The following is a 16,983-nucleotide window of genomic DNA, read 5'->3' as shown; positions in this document are numbered from 1 at the left end:
CCCCCCCCCGCCCCTCCACGGCTTTCGGCTGAGCGCTGGTCCTCGCGCGGATCGAAGCAGAGCGTCACCGAGAGCCCCGGATCGCTCGCATCCAAGAGGCCCCGGTATTCCTCGTCGGCGCAGCCCGGATGGTCCCGCATCGATTGCATGCGGTGGCTCAGCTCCGACCAGGCGCGCTGGAGATCCGAGAGCGCGAAGCCCGCGAGATCGCGCTCCCCGTGCCGCAGCCGGAGCCTCGGCTCGGCGATGGGTTCTCCAATCACGTGGACGTGGCTACCGATGGGACCTTCGGCCCGGAAGGTCTGAAGCACCGCCGGGACATCCTCTTGGCGCACCTGGAGCAGCGCGCCCAGCTCCTCGGAAAAGAGCGCGGCCAGCGGGTCCATACCCAGCGCCCCCAGGTTGACAGAGAGGCCGGTCCGAGCCGAAAGCGCCATCTCCATGAGGGTGACGAAGAGCCCGCCGTCCGAACGATCGTGGTAGGCGAGGATAAGCCCCATCTCGTTCAGGAGCTGGACGACGCGGAAGCAGGACTCGAGGTCCTCGGGATGGTCCAGATCGGGAGGCTCGTCGCCGAGCTGCCCGTAGACCTGCGCGAGCGATGAACCGCCGAGCCTGTTCCGGCCGCGCCCGAGATCGATGAGGACCAGCACGGTATCCGGCTCGTGCGCCAGCTCGGGGGTAAGCGAGCAGCGCACGTCGGCGACCGGCGCGAAGGCCGAGGCGACCAAGGTGAGCGGCGCCGTCACCACCTTTTCGATGTTCCTTTCCCGCCATATGGTGCGCATCGAGAGCGAGTCTTTGCCGACCGGGATGGCGATCCCGAGTGCGATACAGAGCGCCGTCGCGGCCTCTACGGCATCGAAGAGCCGGGCGTCCTCCGCGGGATCACCCGCCGCCGCCATCCAATTCGCGGACAGGAGCACATCGTCGAGCTTCAAGATACGGGCAGCCGCGAGATTGGTCAGGGCCTCGCCCACCGCCATGCGCGCCGAGGCGGAGGCATCGATGAGCGCGATCGGGGCGCGCTCGCCGATCGCCATACCCTCGCCCGTGTAGCCCCGGAACGAGCACGCGGTGACGGCGCAGTCGGCCACCGCTTGCTGCCAGGGGCCGACCATCTGATCGCGGCATACGAGCCCCGAGACGCTGCGATCGCCGATGGTGATGAGAAAGCGCTTGTCCGCGATCGCGGGCAGCCGTAGCAGCCGCTCGACCACCGCCTCGAGAGAGAGGCGCGAGGTATCGAGTGCCGGCAGCGCCTTGCGCTCGCGTCTCGCCGCCTTGCGGAGCCTGGGGGGTCGTCCGAACAGGACGTCCATGGGTAACGCGATGGCCTCGCGATCGATACTGTTGGACTCACGGTCAAGCACGACCAATCGGCGCTCGGCCGTCGCCTCACCGATCGGGGCATGCGGGCAGCGCTCGCGGGCGCAGATCGCCGCGAAGCGCCCGAGGGATCTGGGCGAGAGCGCCAGGACATAGCGCTCCTGGGCCTCGTTGCACCAGATCTCCAGCGGCGACAGGCCGGCATCGGCGCTCGGGATGGCGCGTAGCTCGATGCGCCCGCCGAGGCCGCTGCCCTGTAATAGCTCGGGCACGGCGTTCGAGAGGCCGCCGGCGCCCACGTCATGGATCGACAGCATCGGGTTGTCCTCGCCCAGGGCCCAACAGGCGTCCAGGACCTCCTGGCAGCGGCGCTCGATCTCGGCGTTGTCGCGCTGCACCGAGGCGAAGTCCAGCCCCTCGTCGCCCGTGCCGGCGCTCATCGACGACGCCGCCCCGCCGCCGAGCCCGATGCGCATCGCCGGCCCCCCGAGCACCACGATCACGGACCCCGGGGGAACCGGCTGCTTGTGAGTGTGGCCCGGGCGGATGTTACCGAGACCGCCCGCGAGCATCACCGGCTTGTGGTAGCCCCGGATCGCGGTCTCGCCGGGCAGCGCCAGCTCGAAGCTGCGGAAATACCCGGCGAGCGCCGGGCGCCCGAACTCGTTGTTGTAGCCGGCGGCGCCGAGCGGCGCCTCCAGCAAGATCGCGAGTGCCGAGGCCATGCGCGCCGGCCGCCCGTGGTCCTCTTCCCAGGGCTGGACGAAACCCGGGATCCGCAGGTTCGAGACCGAGAACCCGCAAAGCGCCGTCTTGGGTTTGGCGCCGCGGCCGGTCGCGCCCTCGTCCCGGATCTCCCCGCCCGTGCCCGTAGCCGCGCCGGGATAGGGCGAGATGGCGGTCGGGTGGTTGTGGGTCTCGACCTTGGCGATGAGGTGCACCTCTTCTTCCGTGTAGCCATAGCACCCGGAGACCGGGAAGAAGCGGCTCGCGAGGTAACCACGGCTCACCGTGGCGTTGTCGTGGTAGGCGGAGAGGATGCGTCCCGGATGGGCGGCGTGGGTCTCCCGGATCCGCTCGAAGAGCGATCGTTCCTGCGGCATGCCGTCCACCGTCCAGTCGGCGTTGAAGGTCTTGTGGCGGCAGTGTTCGGAGTTGAGCTGCGCGAACATCATGAGCTCGGCATCGCTGGGATCGCGCCCCAGCCCCCGATAGGCCGAAAGCAGGTAGTCGATCTCGGCCCAGGACAGGGCGAGACCGAGCCGCGCGTTAGCGGCCACGAGGGCATCGCGCCCCTCGCGCAAGAGGCCCACGCGCACCAGCGGCCCCGGCTCCGCCGGGACGAAAAGCCCCTCGGCTTCTGCCGCGTTCAGCCACACCGCCTCGGTCATCCGATCGTGGAGCGGCGCGGCGACGGCGAGCAGCGCTTCCGGGCTCGGCTCTGCCCCGGTATCGAGGACCCAGAGGGTCGCGCGTTCGACGCGCCGGACCTCCGAAAGCCCACAGCCCTGCAGGATGTCCGTGGCCTTGCTCGACCAGGGCGACACGGTGCCGGGGCGCGGCGTGACGAGCAGGGTGGGCTGCGCACCGGGGGGCTCGAACGGCGCGCCGAAGATCGCCCGCAGCCGCTCCCGCGCGGTGGCCGGCGGCTCGCCATCGAGGAGTGCGAGATACACCCACCTGGCCGCGAGCCCCGACACCCAGGCGGCGCGCTCACGCAACAGCGCGAGACGCTTCTCCAACCGAAAAGCCGACAGGGCCGGCCCGCCGTCGAACCATTTCAAACGGTAAGGGGCGGGGGCAGAGTGGGGGTTCACGCGTCGTGGGTCTCGGGCGGAGGGGCACGCACGCGGATTATGCATCGGGTCTAGCGTTACCGCTCGAAGCCTCCTCGGCCTTTGGGGGTGGGGACAGCCACCGGTAGGCGATGGCCACCCGACCCGGCTGTCACCTATTGCGCGCTACGCGGGCTGTAGTCCATACAATCGAGCGTTTCCACCACGCCGCATGCGGCTCCGCACCGTCGCCCGTAGTCCATGCTCAGGCCATGGCCACGGTTTACACCATGCCGAGCGCAGCTTTGAGTCCATCTTCGATCTTCGCGATGACCTCGACTGGAATATGTCCAATCCTCTCGGCGAGTTTGCCCCGGTCGAGTGTGGTGACTTGGTGACACACAGCGACGCCATCGCGTTCAAGGCCGCCCACTCCGATGGGTAGCGGTACAGCGGTCGGACCGCGCCCGGCTTGTCGCAGGGAGCTCGAGACGGGGACCACGATGACCGATCGCCACGTGGGCACGTTGTTGAATGCATCATGGGACAGCACGATCACCGGCCGGCGCCCCGTCTGCTCCGATCCTGATCGGGGCGCGAGCCGGGCCCAGTAGACCTCGCCTCGCTTCAATCCTCGCGCCCCTCCGTCGATCCCCCCTCCGTCGATCCCATACACTCGATAGAAGCGTTTTCGAGCGCCTCGTCGAGATCCGCTGCCGTTCCCGCGGCTTGCTCTGCATACGCCTGGATAGCCTCCGCGATCGATGCGCGTCGGGCCTCTTTCAACCAGCTCTCGATAGCCTCACGTCCCAACTGGGTCGCAGGTCGGTGAAGCTGTTCGGCGATCTCGCGGAGCTCGCGGTAGGTGCTTTCTGGTAAGGGCACGTGAAAATTCCGTGCGGCGGCCATAGCGAGAATTATGGCGTAATAACATGGCATGTCAATGTGGCATTACTGATGTGGGCTGGCACGGGCCGCAGCCTGACCCCAGCGACACAGTTTGCGGACGCGGTGGGAACGGGATCCACCCCGTTCGTCTCAGCCTACGCACCTGACTTTCTCTCGCTTCATGCTCACGTCGCGACCCTCTTGGTTTGCCCATAAACCGGCGAATAGCGTTTGTATGGCCCGGCCATGCTCCGCATCGCGGCGGGCGATACCGACCCTACCTGGCTTTCACATTGCGTTTCGATACTACTAGAATCCGGGTAATTTCCGCCCGCGACATGCATAGAAAGGCTATCAGCAAGAAACCTAAACCTATTCCTGATTTCGCCTCCGAGGCTGAGGAGCGCGAGTTTTGGGAAACCCATGACTCCACCGAGTACCTCGACTGGTCCCTGGGGCAGCGCGTGCGCTTCCCCAATCTCAAACCCTCCACCCAAGCGATCTCGCTGCGGCTGCCGCTGGCCTTGTTGGAACGCATCAAGATCGAGGCGAACAGGCGCGACGTGCCGTACCAGTGCCAAATCAAGATCTGGCTTGCAGAGAAGGTCGAGCAACGGTAGCAGTAAGGTGTGCCGCGCACGCCATGCGACCGCCGGCCCCGTGGCATGCAACCTGACCGGCTGCGCCGTCCTGTCTCCGGCAGGTCACGCGACACGCCCCGGCCATTCGGTGAAGCCGGATCGGTTGCCACACGACCTTGAATTGGTTATTCTTTCTCTGGGCTTGGCCGGTGCCCAGCCCAGAAATGTAATGAGCATCAGTCACTTCGAGTTTTCAGTGGTAGTGGTTGCCAACGACCACAATCCTACGATACTCAACCCCGACTTCCTGGAGCGGCAAGGTATTGTGCAGGAGGGTTGGGGATGGGAGGTCATGGGTCCGGCAATCACCACGCCACCGTTCGCTACGGTGTCATACGATAGCGGCGTGACGGTGTCCGTCGAATCCCATAGGCTGCAGGTTATTGATACCTCTGCTCTCGGTGTCCCTCAGTCCAGCAAAGTTGTTGACATTACGCAGAAGTACGTCGAGGTTCTGCCCCACGTTCGTTACTCGGCCGTGGGCATCAATTTTCGTAGCTTCGTAGAGCACGCCGATGCAAATGCGTTCTTGAAGGACCATTTCCTAAAATCCGGTGTATGGGATAACGAGGCTCACCCGCTACAAACCGTGGGTCTCAAGCTTGTTTATCCGTTAGATGGAGGACGACTCACTTTTAGCCTGGACAGTGAAATCGTTACCCAGCGCCTGGAAGAAGAAAGCATACAGGTGTCCGGTATTCTTATCCATGCAAACTTCCACCGCGACTGCCACGATTACCCCGGCAATGCCCAGGTGATGAATCGCTTGGGTAATGCCGAGAAAGACTGGGCGACCTACCAAAACATCTTGTCAGACCTGTTGAACGTATGAGGCTCGAGATTCCTAGAAGAGGACGTTCGAGCCAAAGCGCTGAGCACGATCGTTTTCAACCAACATTCCTTAGCGCTGAAATACTACGGACCTATACCAGGCGGAATGTGGCTTTCAGGTATGACGCAACCAGCACTGCTTCTAGCATGTTTGGGCGGAATGTGGTCTTCAGGCATGACGCAACCAGCACTGCTTCTACCATGTTTGGGTGGGGTCTTATCGAGGGACTCCGTACTGAGGATCGAGAGCTCTGGGGCCAAGAGCATTGGGCGAGAAGGCCGCCTGAGCGCCCGCGTTTTCGTCTGGAGAGTTCGTCGCTTAGCCGATCGGAGCAACCATCTCCCCGGCAATCGGTCGCCGAGCTAATTCTCCACGTCAGAGAACGATTTAGAGCTGAATTCGCCGAACGCCTCGCCAAGCGCTTGGCCTATCTAGCCAAGATAAGTCATGAGGAATTCCCCGAACAGACCCCTATCGCGCCGGAACCCTTGCAAGATTTCGTCGCCTTCCTGGAGTCTACGCCAAAGCTGGTCTATCCAGGCGTCGTGCTTACCCCATCCGGCAACATCCAGGCGGAATGGCGAAAGGGGAAGAACCGGCATTTCGCGGTCGAGTTCGTAGGAAGCGGCAATGTAAACTTTGTGGTCTTTGCCCCGGACCCCAAGGATCCCTACAAGACGATTCGAGCGTCCGGGATGGCCACGGTGGCATCTCTGACGGACATCGTACGTCCTTACGGCGTTGACTCCTGGGCAACAGAATCCACACGCCGTGCAGGGTGATCGGGTTCCCGATACCAACCATATCTCTCGCTATTGCGGTGGGGCGCATGTCCACGAGAACGGCCGCATCAGCGGCACTGCCTTCCGCCTACGCGAGTTGGAGGAGTATCTCTCCGGCGACCGCAGTACGATCCTCTGGGGGGTCGTCCCGGCCCGAATCCACGCCTCCAACGTCCTTTTCTGTTCTGCAGTCATCGGCAAAACGTCGGCTGGTTTCCACATGAAACGGACTGTACCATAACCAGTCCTTATTGTAAAGATAATTGTTACACTACACTAGATGGGGTTAATAGACCGCTGACAGAAAAACTGCTTTGGTGTGTGGGCCGGCGGCTTTATCGGCAGCCATCTGGCGAGGCGGCTCAAACAGGAGGGGTACCGGGTGATCGGCGTCGACCTCAAGTACCCGGAGTTCAGCGACACGGCCGCGGATGAGTTCGTCAAAGGCGATCTGCGTGACCAGACGCTGTGCAAGGAGGTGCTCGACCGACCCTACGACGAGGTGTATCAACTGGCCGCCGACATGGGTGGCGCCGGATACATCTTCACGGGGGACCATGACGCGGACGTCGTACACAACTCCGCGACCATCAACCTCAATATCGCCGAAGGGGCGCGGCTTTGCGGTGTGAAGAAGGTCTTCTATTCCTCTTCGGCGTGCATGTACCCGGCGTACAACCAGGAAGACCCGGACAACCCCAAATGCTCGGAAGACTCCGCATATCCTGCGGCGCCGGACAGCGAGTATGGATGGGAAAAACTCTTTAGCGAGCGCTTGTATCTGGCCTACCGCCGTAACCATGGACTGGCCGTGCGGATCGCTCGATTCCACAACATCTTCGGGCCCGAAGGGACATGGCACGGCGGCCGTGAGAAGGCCTCCGCGGCCCAGTGCCGCAAGGTCGCGGAAGCGGACAATGGCGGCCAGATCGAGATCTGGGGTGACGGCAGGCAGACGCGGTCGTTCCTATACATCGATGAGTGTCTGGAGGCGGTCCGGCGTCTGATGCGATCCGATTTCACCCGCCCCGTCAACGTCGGCTCCCAAGAGATGATCAGCATCAACGAGTTCGCGAGGATGGTGATCCGGATCTCGGGAAAGACGCTCGCCATCAAGAGCATCGATGGCCCGATCGGGGTTCGGGGCAGGACCTCGGACAACGCGCTCATTCACATGGCGCTGGGGTGGACCCCGTCCATCCCGCTGGAAGAAGGCATGCGCCGGACCTATTCCTGGATAGGCGAGCAGGTAAGGCTCACCGCTCCGATGCGGGGCAGGGCGCTCGGTGATGCCTCGCTTCCGATGTTGAGCGCCGCCTAAGAGCAGATTGTTGGCGCACAGGCCGCATTTTCAAGTCTCGCCCTGGATCCGATCGTAGACCGCAAACAGTTGGCCGCAGGCGACACCGATCCGTTCCTGGTAGTGGAGGCCGCTCAGGGTGAAATCCACCGGCGGGCACAGGCGCGGGCCATTCAACAGCGTATCGAAGGATCCTCCGCCGAGGAGGCGGTGTGCGTGGGTGAGGTACAGTCGATCGACGGCACCGGCCGCCAGCAAGGTCGACAGGACGCCGGGGCCGCCGATGGCGTAGATGCTGTTGAAACCATGGGCGCCTAGTACCTCGATCAGTTCGGCGCCGCATACCCCTCGCCCTGCCCCCGTTAGCAGGACCTCGGCGCCCGCAGCTTCCAGTGCCCTTACCTGTTCCGGCGGCGCCTCTCTCCCGGTGGCGATGTACAGGGGCCGCTCAAGCGGCGCGATGATCTGCGCCACAGGAAGATCGAGCCGCCGGCTGAGGACCACGATGGCCGGTTGCGCGGCGAGCCCGTGACTCCGGCGCCAATCGATGAGATCCCGGTACTCGGCTGCCGTGCTCACCGGCGGCAGGTCCTGGGCCCGACCACGGACCAACTGGCGTAGATAACGGCCGCTCGTCACGATGGCGTCGGCTTGCGCGGCCAGCTCCTGGAAGAGACGCCAGTCGTCCGGGTTAGTGATCGACTCCGGTACCAGCCGCTCGCCGGTCTCCGAGTGATCGAGCGCGATGCGCCCATCCAGGCTCATGATGAAGTTGCTGTAGACGTAAGGCCGCGGGCGAGGCAGAGAGGGGCGCAAGGTGGGGGCATGGCCGAGATAAAGACCGGTCAGTGGGACGGTCCGCGCCGGCGCCGGGAAGAGGCGGACGAGTGCCGGCCTACACATACAAAATAAGAAGGCGCTACGGCGAAGTGGCGGTGATCCTTTCCCGCGCTCGCCGGTCGCTGTATGGGTGCCCAGTCACGGGTCATCGTTGCTCCGGGGTCGCAGGTCAGTAAACCCGCGACACCCGATAACCGAGGCCTTCGAGCAGCGCCAGCACGCCACGCTCACCGGCCAGGTGCAGGGCGCCGATGGCAATGAACGATGATCCCTCGGTCAGCCGGGGTGCCATGCGCTCGACCATGAGACGGTTCCGCTTCCATAACAGGCTGTCCATGAGCCGGCTGTAGCGGTCTTGCCCGCTGGCTTGATATCTCTCGGCCAGGGCCATGAGCGTTCCGAGGTCGCGATCGAGATAGGCGCGCAATAGCGCCGAAATCTCCAGTTGTATGGCGTCGTAATGGCACACGGTATCGTTGAGGAGTGCGATCTGGTCGTTCAGAGGCAGTCCGCCCAGCACCGCCGCCTGTTCCTCGACCGACTCCAGACCCTGTACTGCCTTGCCACTTTCCTGCGCCTTGTGCACGAGCTCCAGATCGAGCGCCACGAGATCGGTGGGCGGCGGTAAGTTCAGGGTCGTAAAGACGACCCAGGGCTTCAAGTGCAGGGCCGCCTCGCGGGGGATCGCGTAGCGCTCCAAGAGGGGCGCGGCGTGCTCGAAGAGTGGCTGGCCGATCTCCGCGGGGAGGGTCTTGCCCGGTTCGAGGAGCATGTGCGTGGAGAACGCCGCCAGGCCGCCCTCGTCGAGCATGACTTCGATGACCAGGCCGCGACTCTTCTCGAAGGCGTCGGTCACGGGCTTGGGCAAGGCCAGGACCCGCGGGTCGCCGACGTGGATGGTTCCAAAGACATGGCTCTCTGGGTACCCGGCCTTCGTGACCTGAAACAAGAGGCCGCGGTCGAAGCGCCCGCTGTGCGGGGCTACCGATCCGGTAGCCGGTAGCGGTTCGCAGTCGAGCGCCCATACGCCGTATGGGCTCCAAGCGCCGATCAGTAGCACGACCGCTACGATGGTCATGAATCGAGCGCCACGGCCGCGTGCCGTTTTTTCAGCGACATTGCCAAGCGGCTTTATCCTTAATATAGAGATCATATGGGATCCTTACGAGGCAACGGCGCGGTGTAATTCGGGCTCGGCCGCGAAGGCGGCGACCGCCCGCACCGCCTCCTGCCGATCGACGGTGCGGTGCGGCCCGTGCTCATACGACACGGCATTCCCGTACAGCCGAGTGAGCGGAGCCTGGGGTCCGATTTGCCGGGTATCGGAAAGGGCCGCGAGGACCTCTGCCGCGCCCTGTGGATTGTTGCAGACCAAGAGCAAATCGCAACCCGCCTCGAGGGCGACTCGGGCCCGATCGGGGTAGCCGCCGGCACCCGCCGCGCCGGCCATGCAGAGATCGTCGCTCACGACCACCCCTTCGAACCCCAACGCCGTCCGCAGGACCCGCTTGAGCCAGGCAGGCGAGAACCCGGCCGGCCGGTCGTCCACCTGGGGGTACACGACGTGGGCCGGCATGATGCCATCAAGGTCCGCCCGGGCGAGCCGTGCGAAGGGTGCCAGGTCGGTTTCCGCTATGCCGGCATAGGGGCGATAGTCTATCGGGATCTCGATATGGGAGTCGGCACCAACCGAGCCGTGACCGGGAAAGTGCTTACCGACCGCGGCCATGCCCGCCTTTCGCATCCCTTCGATATAGGCCGATGCCAGCCCGGCCACCGTTTCGGGGTCCCGATGGAAGGCGCGCTCGCCGATCACGGCACTGGTCCCGAGACCGAGGTCGAGGACCGGAGCGAAGCTCAGATCCACCCCCACGGCGCGGAGCTCCGCGGCCATGACGAAACCGCACAGGTACGCCATGCGTCGGGCTTCGAACGGGTCGCGATCATGAAGCCGTCCGAGCGCGGCGCACGGCGGGAGCGGGGTGAACCCGGCGCGAAATCGCTGCACCGGTCCCCCCTCGTGGTCCACGGCGATCAGGAGCGGCGGGCTCTTCAAGGCGTGCAGCGCCGTGCATAGCGCCGTGATCTGCCGGGGATCAATGTAGTTGCGGGTGAACAGGATCACTCCGCAGCACTGCGGGTGAAGCAGACGCTCCCGTTCCTCGGCCGAGGGCTCGGTGCCGAGGAGATCCAGCATCACGAGGCCAGGCATCGAAAACGGTCCTCGCCGAGAGACGTGTCGAGTGTCGAACGCCACGCAAGAGTGCCTCGTCCAGATGCGGTGCGGATCGAAGATGTCGGCATGCGGATCTCAGGGCCGTGCTCGGACAGGGGCTCGGGGTCCACGGGTGAGCCTCGATATCATTAGAATAGTGCAGGACCAGGCCCCAAGCCCTCGCCCCAAGTCATCAAGGTCCAGCCACATGCACGATTCCACCCGCATCCAGATCGACCTCGGCCGGCAGTGCCTCACGCTCTTTCGGGGTAGGGAGAGGCGCGCGGTTTATCCGGTGTCTACCGGCAAGAATGGTGCGGGCGAATCGCGGGGTAGCGAGTGTACACCGTGCGGCCGGCACGCGATCGATGAGAAGATCGGTCACGGGTGCGCCGTGAACACCGTGTTCGTGGCGCGCCGTCCGACCGGCGAGGTGTATACGCCGGCATTAGGGGAGCGGTATCCCGGCCGCGACTGGATCCTGACGCGCATCCTATGGCTCACCGGGCTCGAGCCCGGGCGCAACCAGGGAGGCGATGTCGATACCCGCGGCCGCTACGTCTATATCCACGGGGCGCCCGACGAAGTGCCCATGGGTGTCCCTGGCTCACGCGGCTGCGTGCGCATGCGGAACTTGGACATCGTGGCGTTGTTCGATGCCGTCCGGGTCGGCACCGGCGTGGTGATCACACCAGATTTACAGTCAATGCCAGATTTGTAGTCGATGATATCGCCCCCGTGCCGCGTTCTCGGAGCCTGATACCCATGCCTTGGAACCCGGCCGCGCTGTGCTCTTTCCTCGTGAAGATCGCCGACGATTGGTTCCATGTCCCCGGCTGGAAGAAGCTCGACCGGGTCCTGTCGAGGCGGGCGTCCGCCTGTGACGATTTCTACTTCATCCAGATCGGCGCGAACGACGGCGCTATGCGCGACCACCTGCGCGACTTCATCCTGCGCTTCCGCTGGCGCGGCATCCTGGTGGAGCCGGTGCCGGCCTATTGCGCTCGCCTGCGCGCCAATTATCGGGGTCATACCGGGCTCATCATCGAACCGTTGGCCATCGCCGAGCGCGAGGAGCGCCGCGATCTGTTTCGGATATGCGACAAGGTGGAGCACCTGCCCGCCTGGTGCGGGGGGCTCGCGTCCTTCCACCTGGAGGTGGTGCGCAAGCATCGTTTCGTGGTCCCGGACCTGGAGCGCTATATCATCCGCGAACAGGTGCAATGTCTGCCCTTCGGCCGGCTCCTGGAAAAACACCGGGTCCATCGACTCGACCTCTTGTCGATCGATACCGAGGGTCATGATTACGAGATCATCAAGCAGATCGACTTTCGGGCCTTGAGACCCGGTATCGTGCTTTACGAGCACCGTCACCTGCCCCGCCCGGATCGGGCGGCCTGCCAGCGCTTGCTGCGCTCCCACGGCTATCGTCTGGCGAGCCGTCTGGGCAATACCCTCGCGTATTCGGATTAGCCGGGGGATGGAATGCTGCGCGATACCGGCGGGCGGACAGGTCGGAGCCGCTCGATCCAGAGCGCCGTAGCGCCGGCCACGGCCGCCGGCATGGCGATGAAGTTCACGACGGGGATGAGGGTCATGCACAAGGCGGCGAGCCCGAAGCCGAGGGCCAAGGGCCGTTGCTCGGCCAAGAGCGCCCGCTGGGCGCGCATGTCGAGACCATGATTGCCCATCGGATAGTCTGCGTATTCCAGTGCCAGGAGCCAGGCCGCGACCACGAACCACAAGAGCGGCGCGATGACTTGCAGCCCCGGTACCAAGAACAGGATCGTTACTGGGATGATACACAGGGCCGCATGCGCCAGCTTGCGAAGCTCGGATAGCCACGCCGTCAGCGCCTGCCGGAACGGGCCCGTGCCGCTCGCGGGGTCCGCGGGTGGCTGTCCCGTGAGGCGTTTCTCGACGGCCACGGCGAGGCGGCCGTTGAACGGCGTGGCGACGAGATTGGCGAGGAAGGTGAAGCCGAAGAACACGATCCCCATGACCGAGAGGATGACCACCGGCCAAAAGAGCCACTGCAACCAGTCGGGAAGAAAGCGCTGTGCCAGCCCGGTCAAGCGCTCTACGAGATACAGTGCGGCGAGGAAGAAGATCAGGGCGTTGATGACCAATGGGATCGCGACGTAGCGCCGGATCCCCGCCGAGGCGATGAGGCGCACGCCGACGAGCGCATACCGAAACCCATGGGCCAACTCCCGCGCGGGGTTCACCGCTGCCGCTTAGCCGAGATCGAGACAGGTTGGGGCGGCCCACTCCGGCGCCTGGTAGTGGGCGATCACGGTCGTGTACAATCCCCCGCGCACATTGAACCGCGCCTCGATCCGCGCAAAGCGCGGGCGGATGGCCGTCACCACGTCGTCGAGGATGCGGTTGGTGATGTCTTCGTGGTAGGCGCCGGTCTCGCGATAGGACCAGATGTAGAGCTTCAGGGCCTTGAGCTCCAGGCACTGGTGATCGGGGACATAGGCAAGCCGCAAGGTCGCGAAGTCGGGCTGGCCGGTCTTGGGACACAGGCAGGTGAACTCGGGGATGCGGATGCGGATGAGATAGTCCCGATCCGGTTTGGGGTTTTGAAAGGTCTCCAGCGATGGGAGCGGAGCGCTCGTCATGGCCGTGTTCACATCGTGGCGCCTGAATGGGAATGCCTGAATCCGAATAGGATTATAGCGCCTGACATGAGGGCAGCGCATGCCGGTGGCGCGGGGAGCAAGCAATGGAATGTGTCGCTGACCGATCTCGCCCAAGCCATCTGGTACCGCGGCCACCCCCTGGGCCTCGTGCTCGCGCCGCTATCCTGGCTCTACCGGGCTTGTGTGGTGCTCAGACACGCGGCCTACCGGGCGGGGCTCAGGCGCGTGAGGCGCTGCACTAAGCCGGTCGTCGTGGTGGGCAATCTCACCGTGGGGGGGGCCGGGAAGACACCGCTCGTGGTGTGGCTTGCACAATGCCTGCGCCGCCATGGCTACCGACCGGGCATCGTCACGCGGGGCTACGGGGGCGAGGCAGGCGTGTGGCCCCAGGAGGTGCGTAGCGACAGCGATCCGGCCGTGGTGGGGGACGAGGCGGTGCTGCTCGCCCGACGGGCATGCTGCCCGGTGGTCGCCGGGCCGGACCGTTACCGTGCCGCTCAGATGCTCTTGGAGCGCTGCGATGTCATCGTGAGCGACGACGGCCTGCAGCACCTCGCCCTCCACCGCGATCTCGAGATCGCCGTCATCGACGCAGTGCGGCGCTTCGGCAACGGCCGGCTCCTGCCCGCGGGTCCGTTGCGAGAGCCGCTCCGCCGCCTCGCGTCGGTGGATCTGGTGGTGGAGAATGGCGGGCAGGGGTGGACGGATGTCATTCGAGACCTCGCCCCAGATCGGGTCCCGAGGTCCGTCGTCTACCCCATGCAGTGCCGGGCGTTGTCGCTCTGCTCGCTCGCGGACGACCACGCGCTCGCGGCCACGGCGTGGCAGGGACGCGTGGTGCACGCGGTCGCGGGGATCGGGCATCCAGAGCGCTTCTTCGCGACCCTTGCCGCCCTGGGTTTTGAGGTTATCCCTCACCCCTATCCCGATCACCATCGGTTCGCGCCGGGCGATATCACGTTCGCCGACGGGCTCCCGCTCATCATGACTGAGAAGGACGCGGTAAAATGCCGACGCTTCGCCGCTCCCGGTCACTGGTACCTGCGGATAGCAGCGCATCTACCCCTGGAATTCGAGCAACGGCTCATCGAACTTCTTCGGAGTGAGTGTCGTGGATAAACATCTATTGGACATCCTGGTCTGTCCGGTCTGCAAAGGACCGCTCGGCTACCGGCGCGCGGAGGCCGAGTTGGTCTGTAAGGCGTGCCGGCTGGCCTATCCCATCCGCGACGAGATCCCGGTGATGCTCGAGGATGAGGCCCGCAAGCTGACGCCGGACGAGGTCGTATAGTTGCATTTCCGGGTGTACATCCCGGCCCGCTATGGCTCGTCGCGGCTACCCGGCAAGCCCCTCCTCGACATCGCGGGCAAGCCTATGTTGCAGCACGTGTTCGAGCGCGCCCGGGAGAGTGGCGCGGCGAGCGTGGTAGTGGCCACCGACGATGAGCGCATCAAGGCGCGCGCCGAGGCCTTCGGTGCCACGGTGTGCATCACCGCTCCCGGGCATGCCTCGGGTACGGACCGCATCGCCGAGGCCGCGACGCGCCTCGGGGAGGACGATGATACCGTCATCGTCAATCTGCAGGGCGATGAACCGTTCATGCCGCCACACGCCATCGCCGAGGTGGCCGCTCTGCTCGCTCGGGATGTGCCCATGGCCACGCTGTGCACGCCGATCTCGAGGCGGGAGGACCTCTTCAATCCCAATGTCGTCAAGGTGGTCATGGATGACGCCGGCCATGGCTTGTACTTCAGCCGTGCGCCCATCCCCTTTGCGCGCGCCGGTCCCGACGAGGCGCGAGCTGGGCCGCTGGATCCGACTCGAGCGACATGGTTCCGACACCTGGGTCTGTATGCGTATCGCGCCGGCTTCCTGCGCCGCCTGTGCCGCTTGCCGGTGTGTGCTATCGAGCAGATCGAGGCCCTGGAACAGCTGCGTGTCCTCTATCATGGCTATCGAATCGCCGTTGCCATCGCCGCGGGTCCGGTGGAAGGCGGCGTGGATACCCCCGGCGATCTGGCCCGCCTCCGGCGGCGGCTGGTAACGGCCTGAGCCCTGGCCCGCCGCCGGGCACAGGTTTGCACGATGAGATTTATGGTGTAAGCTAAGCCATTGTAGCCAGGCGAGTTACACAGCGCGGCTGCAAGCGGTAATGAAGCGAAAGTTGGAATTGGTATTGCCTGTCTGATGCTCCCTTGGATGCCCCTATCCATGGATGTCCCCGGTGCCCGTGGGTGCCAGTAGCAATATAAAAGTCGGTTTGTTACACAGGGCGTTGCTTCGTCGAGACCCTTCCTCGCGTGTCAGTTCCCGTTCTCCGCGTCGCCAGGCGATCGATGCACCAAAGAAGGGCCAAATGAAGTGCGCCAAAGAAATGCAGTTCCTGGAGGCGTCGATCGAAACAACTTCGCAGGACTCCCACTAGAATTATTCAACAATAATCAACGGTGGGAACAGGTTTAGGAGCCGGGGTCGATGGGCGTGCTCCAGTGGCGCCTGCGATGCAGGTCGGTTGGGTATATCGTCAGTCTCATAGAGGTCATCACAGTATGTCGGAACGCGAAAAGGGCACGGTGAAGTGGTTCAACAACTCCAAGGGTTACGGTTTCATTCAGCGCGACAAGGGTGACGACGTGTTCGTTCATTTCCGTGCGATTCGCGGCAACGGATATCGTTCCCTGCAGGATGGACAACGGGTCGAGTTCAGCATCAAGGAGGGGCAGAAGGGTCTGCACGCGGAAGATGTAGCGGTTGTCTGACAGGTCCGGGTTTACCGGCGGCGCACCCCTCACACAGGACGCGAGCCGCTGCGTGCGGGTTCGTCAATAGCGGGCAGTATCGGGCGCCGTGCGGGATCGGGTTTCTTCTCCGCCGGGGCGTGTCTGAGGTTGCAGGGTGTCTGCTGAGGGTGGCGGCTCGCGGTGGCGTCAGTGGCGGAGTGCCTTTGCACTGGCGTGTGGCCGTGCCGCCGGGGCCGCGAGGAGGAGCGGGCCGAGGCTCAGGATCCTGTTTGTCTGCACGGGGAATATCTGCCGTTCGCCCACCGCGGAGGGGGTGTTTGGTGCGCTCGTCGCGGCGTCTGGGCTCGGCTCCGCCGTCGAGGTGCGCTCGGCGGGGACTCATGGACGGCACCGTGCCGGAGAGCCACCGGATCCGCGCGCCGTGTCGGCCGCCCGCAGACGGGGGATCGAGATCGGGACGATACGCGCCCGGGCCTTGAAAGCGGGCGATTTTCATCGCTTTGACCGCCTCATTGCGCTCGATCGCTACAACTATGAGACCCTGCTGTCGCGCTGTCCGCGGAGTCAGGGATACAAGATCCATCTCCTCATGCATTTCGCCCCGGAATGGAACACCATGGAGGTCGCCGATCCCTATGGCGGTGGTGCTGAGCTGTTCGAGCAGGCCTTGGATCGCATTGAGGCCGCCGCGCGCGGATTGCTCGTGGTCGTAAAAAGGGAATGGTTACCTGTCGCAGGGAGAGACCAAGCGGGCTGAGGCGACCTCTCCTAACGCGCTCGATAGATGATCCGCCCTTTGCTCAGATCGTAGGGGGTGAGCTCCACGGTCACCGAGTCACCGGTAAGGATGCGAATGTAGTTCTTGCGCATCTTTCCGGAGATATGGGCCGTGACGATGTGGCCGTTGGCGAGCTGGACCCTGAACGTGGTATTGGGCAAGGTCTCAATGACCTTGCCTTCCATCTCGATGTGTTCTTCCCTTGCCATCGCC

The 16,983-nt window shown here is 64.4% G+C and carries 19 protein-coding genes and 1 pseudogene; 11 read left to right on the top strand and 9 right to left on the bottom strand.

Annotated elements, in window-relative coordinates; translation table 11 throughout:
• The 3 genes from purL to M3461_20980 all read right to left on the bottom strand — a co-directional run.
• Window positions 1-3,113, bottom strand: a 3,113-nt coding sequence (gene purL / locus M3461_20990; GenBank protein ID MDQ3776648.1) for a phosphoribosylformylglycinamidine synthase, incomplete at its 3' end; no start/stop codon positions are given.
• Between the two features lie 274 nt (window positions 3,114-3,387).
• Entirely contained in the window at window positions 3,388-3,735 is a 348-nt protein-coding gene (locus M3461_20985; GenBank protein MDQ3776647.1) for a type II toxin-antitoxin system PemK/MazF family toxin, read from the bottom strand.
• A complete protein-coding gene (locus M3461_20980; GenBank protein MDQ3776646.1) occupies window positions 3,732-4,013 on the bottom strand; it encodes a hypothetical protein in 282 nt (93 codons plus the stop codon). The genes M3461_20985 and M3461_20980 overlap by 4 nt, the downstream gene beginning before the upstream one ends.
• A 317-nt stretch (window positions 4,014-4,330) precedes the next feature.
• Here M3461_20980 and M3461_20975 point away from each other — a divergent pair, with 317 nt between their 5' ends.
• The 4 genes from M3461_20975 to M3461_20960 all read left to right on the top strand — a co-directional run bounded on the left by M3461_20975 (window position 4,331) and on the right by M3461_20960 (window position 7,568).
• Window positions 4,331-4,612 carry a BrnA antitoxin family protein gene (locus tag M3461_20975; GenBank protein MDQ3776645.1) on the top strand — a complete coding sequence of 94 codons (282 nt, stop codon included), beginning with the start codon at window positions 4,331-4,333 and terminating at the stop codon, window positions 4,610-4,612.
• Window positions 4,613-4,652: 40 nt separating this feature from the next.
• Entirely contained in the window at window positions 4,653-5,465 is an 813-nt protein-coding gene (locus M3461_20970; GenBank protein MDQ3776644.1) for a hypothetical protein, read from the top strand.
• Window positions 5,466-5,887: 422 nt separating this feature from the next.
• Window positions 5,888-6,247 carry a hypothetical protein gene (locus tag M3461_20965; GenBank protein MDQ3776643.1) on the top strand — a complete coding sequence of 120 codons (360 nt, stop codon included), beginning with the start codon at window positions 5,888-5,890 and terminating at the stop codon, window positions 6,245-6,247.
• 319 nt (window positions 6,248-6,566) lie between these two features.
• Complete coding sequence (locus tag M3461_20960) at window positions 6,567-7,568, top strand: NAD-dependent epimerase/dehydratase family protein (GenBank protein MDQ3776642.1); 1,002 nt, start codon at window positions 6,567-6,569, stop codon at window positions 7,566-7,568.
• 30 nt (window positions 7,569-7,598) lie between these two features.
• On the opposite strand, the gene M3461_20955 is transcribed toward M3461_20960, so the two are convergent.
• From M3461_20955 to nagZ, 3 genes and pseudogenes are all read right to left on the bottom strand, one after another.
• On the bottom strand, window positions 7,599-8,450 hold the full coding sequence (locus M3461_20955) for a dihydrofolate reductase family protein (GenBank protein ID MDQ3776641.1): 852 nt from the start codon (window positions 8,448-8,450) through the stop codon (window positions 7,599-7,601).
• Window positions 8,451-8,556: 106 nt separating this feature from the next.
• A complete protein-coding gene (locus M3461_20950; GenBank protein MDQ3776640.1) occupies window positions 8,557-9,465 on the bottom strand; it encodes a TraB/GumN family protein in 909 nt (302 codons plus the stop codon).
• A 243-nt stretch (window positions 9,466-9,708) separates the two neighbouring features.
• A pseudogene (gene nagZ / locus M3461_20945) lies at window positions 9,709-10,599 on the bottom strand (beta-N-acetylhexosaminidase).
• Between the two features lie 211 nt (window positions 10,600-10,810).
• Here nagZ and M3461_20940 point away from each other — a divergent pair.
• A complete protein-coding gene (locus tag M3461_20940) occupies window positions 10,811-11,323 on the top strand; it encodes a L,D-transpeptidase (protein MDQ3776639.1) in 513 nt (170 codons plus the stop codon).
• A 44-nt stretch (window positions 11,324-11,367) separates the two neighbouring features.
• Window positions 11,368-12,075 carry an FkbM family methyltransferase gene (locus tag M3461_20935; protein ID MDQ3776638.1) on the top strand — a complete coding sequence of 236 codons (708 nt, stop codon included), beginning with the start codon at window positions 11,368-11,370 and terminating at the stop codon, window positions 12,073-12,075.
• Here M3461_20935 and cysZ read toward each other — a convergent pair.
• Window positions 12,072-12,830, bottom strand: a complete 759-nt coding sequence (gene cysZ / locus M3461_20930; protein ID MDQ3776637.1) for a sulfate transporter CysZ — start codon at window positions 12,828-12,830, stop codon at window positions 12,072-12,074. The genes M3461_20935 and cysZ overlap by 4 nt on opposite strands.
• 9 nt (window positions 12,831-12,839) lie before the next feature.
• Window positions 12,840-13,229, bottom strand: a complete 390-nt coding sequence (gene queF, locus M3461_20925; GenBank protein ID MDQ3776636.1) for a preQ(1) synthase — start codon at window positions 13,227-13,229, stop codon at window positions 12,840-12,842.
• 66 nt (window positions 13,230-13,295) lie between these two features.
• Here queF and lpxK point away from each other — a divergent pair, with 66 nt between their 5' ends.
• From lpxK to M3461_20900, 5 genes are all read left to right on the top strand, one after another.
• Window positions 13,296-14,369: a tetraacyldisaccharide 4'-kinase gene (gene lpxK, locus M3461_20920; protein ID MDQ3776635.1), complete on the top strand. Its 1,074-nt coding sequence runs from the start codon at window positions 13,296-13,298 to the stop codon at window positions 14,367-14,369.
• Window positions 14,362-14,541 carry a Trm112 family protein gene (locus M3461_20915; GenBank protein MDQ3776634.1) on the top strand — a complete coding sequence of 60 codons (180 nt, stop codon included), beginning with the start codon at window positions 14,362-14,364 and terminating at the stop codon, window positions 14,539-14,541. The genes lpxK and M3461_20915 overlap by 8 nt, the downstream gene beginning before the upstream one ends.
• A complete protein-coding gene (kdsB, locus tag M3461_20910) occupies window positions 14,542-15,303 on the top strand; it encodes a 3-deoxy-manno-octulosonate cytidylyltransferase (GenBank protein ID MDQ3776633.1) in 762 nt (253 codons plus the stop codon). It abuts the gene before it with no gap.
• Window positions 15,304-15,800: 497 nt separating this feature from the next.
• Window positions 15,801-16,010 (top strand): cold shock domain-containing protein, encoded by a 210-nt coding sequence (locus M3461_20905; protein ID MDQ3776632.1) that lies wholly within the window; start codon window positions 15,801-15,803, stop codon window positions 16,008-16,010.
• Window positions 16,011-16,305: 295 nt separating this feature from the next.
• Window positions 16,306-16,749: a low molecular weight phosphotyrosine protein phosphatase gene (locus M3461_20900; protein ID MDQ3776631.1), complete on the top strand. Its 444-nt coding sequence runs from the start codon at window positions 16,306-16,308 to the stop codon at window positions 16,747-16,749.
• Window positions 16,750-16,760: 11 nt separating this feature from the next.
• Here M3461_20900 and infA read toward each other — a convergent pair whose 3' ends face one another.
• Entirely contained in the window at window positions 16,761-16,979 is a 219-nt protein-coding gene (infA, locus tag M3461_20895; protein MDQ3776630.1) for a translation initiation factor IF-1, read from the bottom strand.
• Window positions 16,980-16,983: the final 4 nt, after the last annotated feature.

This window comes from Pseudomonadota bacterium (genome assembly GCA_030860485.1).
Classification (GTDB): domain Bacteria; phylum Pseudomonadota; class Gammaproteobacteria; order JACCXJ01; family JACCXJ01; genus JACCXJ01.
This window is presented reverse-complemented; position numbering and strand designations above follow the sequence as displayed.

Excerpts from the sequence above, each read along its gene's own strand:
- M3461_20935 (MDQ3776638.1), top strand. The coding sequence starts at position 11,368 with ATGCCTTGGAACCCGGCCGCGCTGTGCTCTTTCCTCGTGAAGATCGCC.
- M3461_20955 (MDQ3776641.1), bottom strand. The coding sequence starts at position 8,450 with ATGTGTAGGCCGGCACTCGTCCGCCTCTTCCCGGCGCCGGCGCGGACC.
- infA (MDQ3776630.1), bottom strand. The coding sequence starts at position 16,979 with ATGGCAAGGGAAGAACACATCGAGATGGAAGGCAAGGTCATTGAGACC.
- M3461_20905 (MDQ3776632.1), top strand. The coding sequence starts at position 15,801 with ATGTCGGAACGCGAAAAGGGCACGGTGAAGTGGTTCAACAACTCCAAG.
- M3461_20940 (MDQ3776639.1), top strand. The coding sequence starts at position 10,811 with ATGCACGATTCCACCCGCATCCAGATCGACCTCGGCCGGCAGTGCCTC.
- M3461_20975 (MDQ3776645.1), top strand. The coding sequence starts at position 4,331 with ATGCATAGAAAGGCTATCAGCAAGAAACCTAAACCTATTCCTGATTTC.
- M3461_20980 (MDQ3776646.1), bottom strand. The coding sequence starts at position 4,013 with ATGGCCGCCGCACGGAATTTTCACGTGCCCTTACCAGAAAGCACCTAC.
- M3461_20950 (MDQ3776640.1), bottom strand. The coding sequence starts at position 9,465 with ATGACCATCGTAGCGGTCGTGCTACTGATCGGCGCTTGGAGCCCATAC.
- queF (MDQ3776636.1), bottom strand. The coding sequence starts at position 13,229 with ATGACGAGCGCTCCGCTCCCATCGCTGGAGACCTTTCAAAACCCCAAA.
- lpxK (MDQ3776635.1), top strand. The coding sequence starts at position 13,296 with ATGAGGGCAGCGCATGCCGGTGGCGCGGGGAGCAAGCAATGGAATGTG.